This is a genomic window from Nostoc cf. edaphicum LEGE 07299, from assembly GCF_015207245.1.
GTDB lineage: Bacteria > Cyanobacteriota > Cyanobacteriia > Cyanobacteriales > Nostocaceae > Nostoc > Nostoc edaphicum_B.
On sequence record NZ_JADEXF010000072.1, the window covers coordinates 1 to 9,170 of the forward strand.

General features: G+C 42.2%; 6 protein-coding genes. 4 read left to right on the top strand and 2 right to left on the bottom strand.

The features are described from left to right. Window positions 1-16: 16 nt before the first annotated feature. Genes IQ229_RS03630 through IQ229_RS03640 form a run of 3 tightly spaced genes read left to right on the top strand, consistent with a single transcriptional unit; the run spans window position 17 to window position 3,949 of the window. Entirely contained in the window at window positions 17-1,774 is a 1,758-nt protein-coding gene (locus tag IQ229_RS03630) for a ScyA-related TPP-binding enzyme (protein WP_194041363.1), read from the top strand. Window positions 1,775-1,787: 13 nt separating this feature from the next. After that, window positions 1,788-2,927 carry a 3-oxoacyl-ACP synthase III family protein gene (locus IQ229_RS03635; RefSeq protein ID WP_194041365.1) on the top strand — a complete coding sequence of 380 codons (1,140 nt, stop codon included), beginning with the start codon at window positions 1,788-1,790 and terminating at the stop codon, window positions 2,925-2,927. A gap of 41 nt (window positions 2,928-2,968) precedes the next feature. Next, entirely contained in the window at window positions 2,969-3,949 is a 981-nt protein-coding gene (locus IQ229_RS03640) for an SGNH/GDSL hydrolase family protein (RefSeq protein ID WP_194041367.1), read from the top strand. Window positions 3,950-4,066: 117 nt separating this feature from the next. Here IQ229_RS03640 and IQ229_RS03645 read toward each other — a convergent pair whose 3' ends face one another. Then, a complete protein-coding gene (locus IQ229_RS03645) occupies window positions 4,067-7,609 on the bottom strand; it encodes a WD40 domain-containing protein (RefSeq protein ID WP_194041369.1) in 3,543 nt (1,180 codons plus the stop codon). A 444-nt stretch (window positions 7,610-8,053) separates the two neighbouring features. Here IQ229_RS03645 and IQ229_RS03650 point away from each other — a divergent pair, with 444 nt between their 5' ends. Then, window positions 8,054-8,233, top strand: coding sequence for a ribbon-helix-helix domain-containing protein (locus tag IQ229_RS03650; RefSeq protein ID WP_194041371.1), 180 nt, complete (start codon window positions 8,054-8,056; stop codon window positions 8,231-8,233). Window positions 8,234-8,726: 493 nt separating this feature from the next. Here the strand turns inward: IQ229_RS03650 and IQ229_RS23700 are convergent, their stop codons facing one another. After that, window positions 8,727-8,873, bottom strand: coding sequence for a ribbon-helix-helix protein, CopG family (locus tag IQ229_RS23700; RefSeq protein ID WP_094348756.1), 147 nt, complete (start codon window positions 8,871-8,873; stop codon window positions 8,727-8,729). Between the last annotated feature and the right edge of the window lie 297 nt (window positions 8,874-9,170).

The following is a 9,170-nucleotide window of genomic DNA, read 5'->3' on the forward strand; positions in this document are numbered from 1 at the left end:
CCTAAGTATAGTTTGTATGGATGTTAAATTTCAGGATACACAAGCGAATAATACTAAACAATTAAACTCAAGTAAACAGCCATCTCATAGCAAGCGATCCAAAACTTTTTCGGTAGCGGAGGCAGTGGTAAAAATCCTGGAAGATATGGGAGTACAGTATGCCTTTGGTGTATCGGGAGGTGCGATCGCGCCAGTGTGGGCTGCATTACATCAAAGTTCCATCCAGGTGTTGCACTTTCGCCATGAAGCTGGAGCCGCTTTTGCAGCGATTGAGGCGTATTTTGCTAGCGATCGCCCGGTTGTAGTATTCACTACCACCGGTCCGGGGATCACCAACGCTTTGACAGGGTTGTTGGCTGCCCGTTGGGAAGGGGCTAAGGTCATTTTCGTGTCAGCTTCGACCTCAGCACCACAGCGTGGCCGATGGGCTTGCCAAGAAACTAGCACCTACACAATGCCTAGCGCCGGGATTTTTACTTCTGGGCAAATATTCCATTATGCAACCACTCTCGAATCCAGCGATGAACTCCCAGAGGTTTCTCGAAGGCTAGCTCTTGGACTAGGACAACCAGAGGGATTTGTAGCTCATATAAGTATTCCTACAAATATCCAGACAAGTTCATTAAAGACATCATTACCACGAGTAACTCTGTCTCATGGTGTAGTAACAGCAACTGAGGAAACAATCGCAAAAAGTGTCCAGTTACTGTGTGAGGGGCCGTTTGCAATCTGGGTCGGTTTCGGGGCACGAGGTGCTGCAAAAGAGATTCGCCAGCTTGCTGAGAGAACCGGGGCTGCTGTAATGTGTTCACCACGCGGTAAGGGCATCTTTCCAGAAAACCATCCTCAGTTCGTAGGTGTCACCGGCTTTGGCGGACATGAGTCGGTTTTAAGGTATATGCAGGAGCAGCGTCCTTGGCACATACTCGTACTAGGAACGCGTCTTGGTGAATTTACCTCATTCTGGAACCCCGTAATGATTCCCAGGCGCGGCTTTTTGCATATTGACATAGACCCGAAGATACCAGGAACTGCATATCCATCTATTGAGACGTTTGCTGTTCAATCCGATGTGAGACTTTTTGTCAAGGGGCTGCTGAGATACTTTCCACAGGGTCTTGGTCTGTCAACAGCCCGGTCACTACCGAAACCCGTACATAATGTCGTTCATCCAAGCAGGGCTGATCGAGTCCTACCCAATATATTGATGAGTGTAATTCAACAACTAATTGTTGAAGGAAGTGATGCATTGGTGATGGCTGAGGGTGGAAACTCATTTGCTTGGGCAATTAATTTACTGCAATTTGTAAAACCAGGACGTTTTCGTGCCAGCACAGGGTTTGCGGCTATGGGTCATACTGTCACTGGTGTTGTTGGTGCTGCGATCGCACGCCAAGGTAAAGCCGTCGCCATTGTTGGAGATGGTGCCATGCTCATGCTTAATGAGGTAAACACTGCGGTCAAATATCAAGCTCCTGCCGTCTGGATTGTACTCAACGACGGGCGCTACAATATGTGCGAACAGGGAATGACGTGTTTGGGTTTCAATGCTGTGGATGCAGCGATTCCCCAAGCGGATTTCGTTAAGATTGCCCAAGGGATGGGAGCTAATGGTATCTGTGTTCAAAAGGAGTACGACATCCAGGCTGCGCTAAAGAAAGCTATGGCATCGCCCGATCCATTTGTTGTTGATGTACTCATCGAACCTACCAGGCTTGCACCAATAGGAAGCCGTCTCGACAGTCTGATTTGGCAAGGTGCTACGAATTACTAAGAGGAGATGAGTTATGGTGGATTACCCAGTAGGTATTTGCTCAATTGCAATGAGCTTTCCCAGCGTTAGACGTACTAATGATTACTACAGGCAAAAATACCCTGAGTTAATTGCTCAGGCAGAGCAGAAAAGTTTGGCGAGGATGTTTTCGTTCGCAGACTCCACCCCCAGCAACGAGTTTGACTTAGAAATGATGCCATATCTGTCAGACCCATTTCGTGGTACTGTTGAGCGATGGGTACTTGGTACTGGCGAGTCATCACTGACATTAGAGGAGCGTGCTGCAAGGGATACCCTCGAAGCGGCTAGGCTTTCTCCCAAAGATGTTGATCTAATGATTGTTGCTTCTGTATGGCCCGAACAAATCGGGCTGGGCGATGCAGCTTTCCTTGCCCATAAACTTAGTCTGGGGGGTGCTGCATGGAATCTTGATGCAACATGCGGCAGTACACCTATTGCGCTTCAAACCGCCTGTGCCTTGGTACGAGCAGGAGAGTACCGCAACGTCTTGGTAGTTATCTCATGCACATACTCTCGCTTTTTCGACGAGGATGATACCATGTCATGGTTCCTTAGTGATGGTGCCGGAGCTTTCGTGGTTGGTTCATTAGAATCGAATCAGGGAATCCTTGGCACAAAGACCATTCATGCTGGTGAGTTGTGTAATGTCGTTTTTCCCAAACTTACGAGGGACGCGCAAGGCAATCCACAGCTTCGCATGAAGCTATGCAAGGAAGCCAACAAGGTAACTCGCGAAACCGCCGTGGGGTTTCTCCGTACATGCTGTGAGGGTGCGATCGCCGCAGCCGGTGTAACACTCGAGCAAATCGACTTTTTTATTTTCAATACATCTACAGCTTGGTTTGCTAGCTTCTGCATACGCGTACTGGGCATTGATCCAGAACGGACGATCGATCTCTATTCTCAATATGCAAACATTGGGCCAGTACTTACTGTCGCCAATATGTATTATGCTGCAAAGTTGGGCAAGATTAGCGAAAATGACCTAGTTCTAGTCTATGGCTTCGGAGCAGCCGGTGCTATTTCTGCGAACGTGATGCGCTGGGGCAATGTAGCGCTAAGTGCTGACCCTCTTGAAAGCTCTAAATCAGCAAAAGAAAGTTCTAAACATTGGAGCGAAGTTTCTTTTTAAGGACATCTTTACAAAGTTGAAATTAGATTAAGGAATTAGCTGTGCAAAGACAAATTATAACAACAGGATTTTTGCTATTATCTTTGATATTTCCACTCAAAGTATTAGCAAAAGATTATGACAACATTTACGTCTTTGGAGACAGCTTTTCTGATACTGGTAATGTATTTAATGCCACTAACGGAATCATTCCTCCAAGTCCAACCTACTCTAATGGGCGTTTTTCTGATGGCCCAATTTGGGTTGATTATCTTGCCTCCGATCTAGGATTAACATTAAATCTGAAAAATAACTTTGCTTTTGGTGGTGCTACGACAGGAACTGAGAATATTGGTTTACCTAGCTTACCAGGATTACAGCAACAGATAAATAGTTTTGTATCAGCACAAACAGCCGATCCTAATGCTCTATATATTATTTGGGCTGGTACTAATGACTACCTAAGTTACTTTTTCGGTGGTGTTCCCAATCCTACCAATACAGTAGGGAATTTATCAACAGCGTTGACATCGCTTGTTACTGATGGCGCTAGAGATATCATGGTGGTCAACTTGCCAGATTTGGGAAAATTGCCTTTTGCAAATTTCGATAGTCAACGTTCCAACTTATTCAACACATTCAGCAGCACACATAACTCTAGCTTAAACACGACACTCAAATCTTTAAGGCAACAATTAAGTCCCGATATCAACATTATGGAACTAAATGTTAATTCCCTATTTGATAGGATTATTGCTGCTCCAGATGAATTCGGTTTTACAAACGTGACCAACTCTTGTATTAGCAAAGACTTATCAGTAGTCCCCATAGATGTTCCCACACAACAAGTTTTATGTAACCCTGAAAAATTTGTGTTTTGGGACGAAGTTCATCCTACAACTACAACTCATAAACTAATTGGAGAATTAGCATTCTCATCACTTAAGCCACTACCAGTACCCGAACCATCTGCTGAATTAGGGATATTAGCATACAGCGTTTTAGGTGCAGTTTCGCTACTGAAACGCAAAATCCCCAACTGATAGCATTCGCGTTGGCGGAGCCTCTCCAAGAGTTGCGGTAGCGAGTCCGACGCTCTTACGTCGCTAACACAACGCTTACGAGCGTCCTGCTTCTGACTTTTGAATTCTTTTCTTCAATTAATACTCAACTGCTCCTAAAGCTTTTAAAGTATCCTTCTGAGACTCGGTTAACCCAGTTATGCTAGTGATATTCATTCCGTCATAAGGGCTTTTGCTTCTCAAAGTTTTCAAGCATTTACCTGTTTTGACATCCCAAATCTTAATTGTCTGATCTTCACTGCAACTGACTATAGTTTGACCATCGGGACTAAAGCCAACTGACCAAACCCACCTAGTATGTCCAGATAAAGTCCTTAAGCAGCTACCTGTGTCAACATCCCAAAGCTTCACTGTTTGGTCGCCACTACCACTCGCTAGTATGCGACCATCCAAACTGAAAGCAACTGAGTATACGCTATTAGTATGTCCTTGTAAAGTTCTAAGGCAGCCACCAGTGGTGACATCCCACAGTTTTATAGTTTGGTCTCCGCTACCGCTAGCTAGTATACGACCATCTAAACTGAAGCCAACTGCCCAAACCCACTCTGTATGACCCTGTAAAGTCTTCAAGCATTGATTTAAGGTGGCATCCCAGAGTCTCACTGTTTGGTCATGACTTCCACTAGCTAGTATATCACCGTCAGGGTTGAAGGCGACTGACCATGTTCTACCACTATGTCCCCGTAGAGTATTAAGGCATTGACCTGTGTTTATATCCCACATTCTTATTGTTTGGTCATCGCTGCCACTGGCAAGAAAATGACTATCGGCACTGAAAGTAACTGATGTAACTCGATTGGTATGTCCCCTCAAAATTTTTAGAGATTGCCCAGTACTAAGATCCCACACTCTTATTGTTCGGTCTTCACTGCCACTGGCAAGAAAATGACTATCGGCAGTGAAAGTGACTGATGTAACTCGATTAGTATGTCCCCTCAAAATTTTTAGAGATTGCCCAGTAGTAGCATCCCACAGTGCCACTGTTTGATCGTAACTACCACTAGCAATAATCTTACCGTCTGGGCTGACAACGACTGACCATATCCCATTGTTGAAACTCTGCAAAGTTTTAATACATCTACCAGTGCTGATATTCCATAACTTTACCGTTTGATCATCACTGCTACTAGCACAAACGTTTTGATTTATACATATTGCTAAAGACCATACCCTACTTCTATGTCCTTGTAGAGTTTTAAGGCATTCACCAGTAGCGAAATCCCATATCTTAACTGTTTGGTCATCACCGCAACTAACAAGAGCATTACCATCTACACTGAAGGTAACTGAATGTACTAAGTCAGTATGCCCCTGCAAAGTTTTAAAACATTGAGCAGTACTGGTGTTCCAAAGTTTCACTGTTTGGTCATGGCTCCCACTAGCTAGTGTATTACCGTCAGGGCTGAAAGTGACTGAGTATACTCGCTGAGTGTGACCCTCTAAGGTGTGAATACATGAACTGCTGTTAATATCCCATAGCCTTACTGTATAGTCATCATTTCCACTTGCCAAGATGTAATTTTTTGGACTGAAGGCAACAGACCATACACTACAACCAACTTCTTGTAAGGTTTTTAGACATTTGCCTGTAGTGGTATTCCATAGCTTCACTGTTTGGTCATCACTGCCACTAGCAATAACCTGACTGTCGGAACTAAAAGTGACTGAACGAACCGCACCACTATGACCCTCTAAAGTTTTGATACACTGACCATTATTGGTATCCCACAGCTTTATTGTTTGGTCATTACTGCCACTAGCAAGAACCTGACCGTCGGGACTAAAGGAGACTGACCAAACCCAACCACCGTGACCCTTACAGATCAGAAGTTGCTGACTATTTGCAACTTCGTACAAGCGAATTTCTCCATTGGTATCACCAGTAGCTAAAAGTTTACCATTAGGGCTGAAAGCTACTGAAAAAATACCACCAAAAGTTTCAACAAAAACGCACTTAGCTAGATGGGCGTGAGCAAAATTTGCATTATATAACTTGACGTTTTGCAGGTCGGCTTGCCAAATAGTCAGATAAGAAAAATCATAACCGCTAAGATCGGTTTCTAAATCACAAAGTAGGTTAAAGACATTTCCTGCCGTATAACTTTGTTCTAGAGGGGATATATCTCGTAAGGTTGCTAAAATTTGAGCTAAGTGATTTTCTAGGTTTTTTTTACTTCTAAAGGCAGTAAGCAACCCATTTATAACTGGTTTGATGATGAGGCGAATTTGAGTATCCCTAACATATTCTTTTGCTGTCGCTTTTATCAAAGCTTTGCTCGTGAATACATCAATATTCTGAGTGACAATCTCCTCACATACGAGTTCTATCAAGCTACTAGTCACGTACTCCATGACCACAGGCTGGAGAGTAAAAAGCGATCCAGTTTTTTCAATGAGCGTAGGCGTAGCCTTTTCGATTAGCGATCGCCTTCCTAAAGATTCCAGAGCTTCTAGTAATTTTGCTTGTGGTACTGGTGATATAATGTCATCTCGCAATTCTGACAGTGCGATCGACTCCCGATTAATCGCTAGCCAATACATTATTTCCTTTTCTAAATCTGACAAGCGCTCAAACTGCTGCTCTAAGATATCGCGAATGTCTCCAAAGACAGCCGTGTCTTGTTGCAAAAATCCAGTCACATTACCATCAAAAACATCTTGAATGGTCGTGGCAACTATCTTTAAGGCTAATGGATTGCCTGCGTAACGTTCAATCATTACTTTCCATTCATTTTCTGCCGCCGATAGTCCCTTGAGTTTTAAAATTTCTTGCCCTTCCGCCACCTTTAATCCACTCAGTGGCAATGAGCGAACAGGTAGTGTTTGTCCTTCTAAGAATGCTATTTCTCTGGGTTTTTCACGACTAGTCAGCACTAAGCAGCTTTGGTGAGTTGCTTCTCCCACTCGTCTTAAAAGCTCACCATATTCCTCATACCCTTCTCGATAAAGTCCGGCGCGGCTACCACTGCGGAGAATTGATTCTGCATTATCAAGGATCACTAAACAGCGATTATTTTGTAAATAATAAAGTAGTCGCGATACGCGATCGCTAAAACTTTCTGGTAAGTTACTTTCTGTTTCCTGTTCGTCAGATAGAAATTGGATTAAGTTACCCAGGATAATTTTAACAGGCGGTGCTTCTCGTAGCGATCGCCAGATCACATACTCAAAGTTGTCCTGAATTTTTTGAGCAAACTTTACAGACAGTGCTGTTTTTCCAATACCCCCTATTCCCAATAGTGCAACCAATTGGCAGTGTTCATTGAGAATCCATTTCTCTAGTGTAATCAGTTCTTCTATACGCCCGTAAAAAGTTGAGTTAAAAATAGCTTCTCCCCAATCTAGACGAGTATTTGAGCTTGAATAGTCACTTTTATCTATTTTTAAGTTAAAAACTGAAAAAAGCTTCTCAATAGTCTGTTTGTCAACTCCTCCTTCCCGATTCAATACTTTCGAGATGGTGGCGGAATATAAACCAGAACGTACACTCATTTCTTCAAGAGTGTATCTATTTCCAAAATTTTCTTTTGCTTCTGACTGATGCTTTGCTTCTTTAATTTTTTGTAAACCCTTAGTAGTAAGTGCAACGCCACGCTTACGTCTCCAATTCTGTAAAGTCATGTATTAACTCACTGTTCGTTTAATCACTTTTTATTAAAAGGAATTATCTACTAGGTTGCTATGGATATGGGGTAATAGCCATAACAAACGAATAATCTCATGTTGCTGAGGATTTAAAACAGGTATATTACCTATTATAGGTAGCAAAAACTACGTCATATATCCACTGATCTCAGTAATTCAACGCTGCTGCTCAAAAGGAAAGGCTACCTGGGCTGTAGGGCATTGCTAATATCATCTCTTCAGCCGAAAGTTTATTTGTTGCACTTGCTAATGGGAGAATTACTACGTATGTATTAGTTATTTAATACCTCGTGTTTTCCGTAATACTTTTGGGGCGTAAAGCTTAAGTTCAATCTCAAAATCTCGATTTTCACTGGTAAAGATAGCTCAGAATTGGCAATCTTGATAAAGAAAGTTTGTATATATCTAGCTTATCAATCAATGAATAAAACTGCTGCACTTAAATTTCCTAGTTTGACAACCTCCAGCCAAAAAAGAGCGCTTAAGCGAATCACTGTAAACTTGGCATCAGATGAAGCCCAAAACCTTGAAAAGTATTGTGAACAAACAGGCAAACTACCAATAGACGTGATTCGAGAACTCATTCAAGCTTTGCCTTGACCTGTTGAACGTTGACGCCAAGTCTGAAAAGCGTTAGTCCAGAAGAGTTGTAGCTGAAGTAGAAGGTGTTGCAGATTTGGACAAAAATTTCCAATTTTACTTTGACGTGAGTAATTGCAAAAGCAGTAATCACAGATTAGATGCTGACGGCTGTATATTTGCTACCTCAATGCTGTTGTTTGTTGCAAAAATTTGAAACAACATGGGCTAGAGATTATTTTCTGACGAAGTGACGACAGAATAAGAATAGTCACCGAACCAAAAAAATATTCTCTCACTCCTCATTGTGCAACTCATTAATAGCGATCGTGTCATCTTCTTTTCGGCGCGTTGCGCCTGTCGTAAATGGGCGCAGCACGCCAGAAACTAAATTTTTACATTCCTCTGAATCATTACAAAAAATTACTTCTAAATTTAAGACCTCCAATTAAACCAAATTCTAATGCTTATATCTTGAAAATTAACCAAGGTAAAATTGTTTGCAAATCTACTTTTATTTCGTCAGTGGCAAGGCTCGAATAAGTTCTCTAATTACATCCGTTGCTGGTCTGCCTGTCTGTTCACAATATTTTTCAAGGTTTTTGGCTTCATTTGATGCCAGGTTTATAGTGATTCGCTTGACCGCCCATTTTTTGTTCATACTGAAACAGATAAATCGTGTAATCATAACTTTGAATCCTGATTTTACCTTCCAACTGAAAAGTAACCTAAATTTTGGATATACTGAGATACCCTTTCAATAGGACACGTTGTAAATAAATATTGCAGATGTGCTTTACTGATTTACTAACTTGTCTATAAATGATAGAGGAAGAATCAATATTTGATACTCTATCATTTAATTTTTTATCCCTTTTGGCTTAGGCTGTAGTCTCATGCCTACAGGTTTACTGCACGTAGCAAGCTATAGCTTTCTTAATCACATGAGGTACATCAT